Annotated in this window: 2 protein-coding genes; one reads left to right on the top strand and one right to left on the bottom strand. The window is 76.1% G+C overall.

Translation table 11 applies throughout. The annotated features are described in order from the left end of the window. Positions 1–208 precede the first annotated feature (208 nt). Positions 209–1,159: a LysR family transcriptional regulator gene (locus tag HMPREF3099_RS08225; RefSeq protein WP_070705527.1), complete on the top strand. Its 951-nt coding sequence runs from the start codon at positions 209–211 to the stop codon at positions 1,157–1,159. Positions 1,160–1,233: 74 nt separating this feature from the next. On the opposite strand, the gene HMPREF3099_RS08220 is transcribed toward HMPREF3099_RS08225, so the two are convergent. Continuing rightward, a partial coding sequence (locus HMPREF3099_RS08220) for a ComEC/Rec2 family competence protein (protein ID WP_237769801.1) occupies positions 1,234–2,267 on the bottom strand: 1,034 nt, incomplete at its 5' end.

Here is a 2,267-nt window from a genome sequence, read left to right as displayed (position 1 = left end):
CCCGGGCACGGGTGCGTCCTCGCCGCCGGCGAGGGCGCTGGCCGGCGTGGCGGGCTCGGCGGGCTCGACGTGGCGGGTGGCCACGGCGGGCTCACAGGACAGGGGACGGGCCGGCGTCATCGTCATGGACGGCATTGTGGGAGCGGACGTCCGATTACACAATGGCGCGATCCTTTGCCGAGGCCCAACAGCAAGTTACAGTGAGCCCATGATCGACACGGCCGGGCTGCGCATCATGCGCGCCATCGCGGAGCAGGGCTCCTTCACCGCCGCCGCCCACTCGCTGGGCTACACCCAGCCCGCCATCTCGCAGATGGTGCGCCGTCTCGAGGGACGCATCGGCACCCCCCTGGTCGAGCGGCAGGGGCGCACGGTGCGCCTCACGCAGGCCGGGCAGGTGCTGGCCCGCCACGCCGTCACCGTGCTCACCCTGCTGGAGACCGCCGAGCAGGAGCTCAGCTCCATCGCCGGGCTGGAGTCCGGGCGGGTGCGCGTGGCCGCCTTTCCCTCCTCCACCGCCGCCCTCGTGCCCCAGGCCCTGCGCGACCTGCGCAGCGAGCACCCCAGCATCGAGATCCAGCTCACCGAGGCCGAGCCGCCGGAGTCGCTCGCGGCCCTGCGCGACGGCCGGTGCGACCTCGCCGTCGCCTTCTCCCACAGCGGAACCACCGTGGGCCGCGAGGTGGACGACCTGGCCGGTCTGGAGATCCGCGACATCCTCACCGACGAGATGCTCGTCGCCCTGCCGGAGGACCACCCGCAGGCCTGCGGCGACACCGTGGACCTGGCCGCGCTCGCCGACGATCCGTGGATCGCCGGCTGCGCACGCTGCCGCGGCCACCTCATGCACCTGGCCCAGGAGGCCGGCTTCGTGCCGCGCGTGGAGTTCCAGACCGAGGACTACGTGGCGGTGCTGGGCCTCGTCTCGGCCGGGCTGGGGGCCGCGCTGGTGCCGCGGATGGTGCTGCGCCACGTGCGCCACGCCGGGGTGGTGGCCGTGCCCCTGAGCACCGGTTCGCGGCGCACCATCCACGCGGTGAGCACACCGGACCTCATGCGTGTGCCCGCCGTGGCCGCGATGATGGAGGCCCTCTGCGGCGCCGCGGCCACCATGGCCGCCGAGGTGCCCGAGGCCCTCGCGCCCGAGACCGCCGACTGAGCGCCACGGCGCTCCTCCGCGAGCGCCCACCCACCCGGCGACGCGCCACCTCGTCAGCCTCCCGCGCGCCCCGCTCACGGCCGGCCCCACCACAGGGTGCCGGCCGTGTCGCGCCCCACGGCCACCGTGCCCTCCTCGGCGGTGCTCACCACCGTGCTGCCGGCGGCGCGCAGGGCCTCGACCGTGCGGTCGGCGGGGTGCCCGTAGTCGTTCTGCGCCCCCACGCTGAGCAGGGACAGCGGGGCGCCTCGGTCCAGCAGCCCGCGTCCCTGGTGGGCCGATCCGTGGTGCGGGACCTTGAGCACATCCACCCGGTCCGATGCCGTGAGCTGCTGCACAGCGGCGCCCCCGGACTCCTCGAGGTCGCCGGTGAGCAGGACCGTGACCGCCGAGCCCGGGCCGGGGTCGGGGCCGTCGACGGTCGCGTGGACGACCAGGCTGCCGTCGTTGCGGCGGTCGTCGGCGGCCAGGTCGACCCCCGGACGCGGCCACACCGCCCGCAAGCGAGCGGTGCCCACCTGCTGCGACGTGCCGGCACCGAACGGTTCGACCGCCACACCCCTGGCCCGCGCCACCTCTCGCCACTCAGCGGGGTGCCCGGGCTGCATCGGCCGGGCGAGGTCCTCCGGGGAGGCCCACACGCGGTCCACGGACACGGCGTCGAGCACCGCACCGAGGTTGCCCGAGTGGTCGGCGTGGCTGTGCGTGACGACCACCGCGTCCAGCGCGTGCACCCCGGAGCGCCGAAGGCAGGCGGCCACCGGCGCCCCGGCCGGGCCGGTGTCCACCAGCACGGCGCGCTGGGGTCCGGTGCGCAGGAGCAGCGCGTCGCCCTGCCCCACGTCGCACATGACCACCCGCCAGTCCGCGGCCGCACCGTCCCGGCCGGTCAGGAGGGGCTGGGTGACGCCCGGTAGTCCCCACAGGGCCACCGCGGTGCCGGCCGCCAAACAGAGCGCACCGGTCTCGAGGCGGCCCTGCCCGATCCGTTGCCCGGTCCGCTGCCCCGTCCCCTCCCGCGGGCCGGGTAGCACGCAGGACCCCGGCCGGGGCAGGACCAGGCGCCGCAGCCGTGGCCCCGCCCACCGCCACAGGCCCGGCCCCAGCA

The sequence above is a fragment of the Kytococcus sp. HMSC28H12 genome, from assembly GCF_001816045.1.
Classification (GTDB): Bacteria; Actinomycetota; Actinomycetes; order Actinomycetales; family Dermatophilaceae; genus Kytococcus; species Kytococcus schroeteri.
The sequence above is the reverse complement of the archived record's forward strand: the minus strand, read 5'-3'. Positions and strand labels throughout refer to the sequence as shown.

Coding starts and splice junctions, on each gene's coding strand:
- HMPREF3099_RS08225 (WP_070705527.1), top strand. CDS start 209: ATGATCGACACGGCCGGGCTGCGCATCATGCGCGCCATCGCGGAGCAG.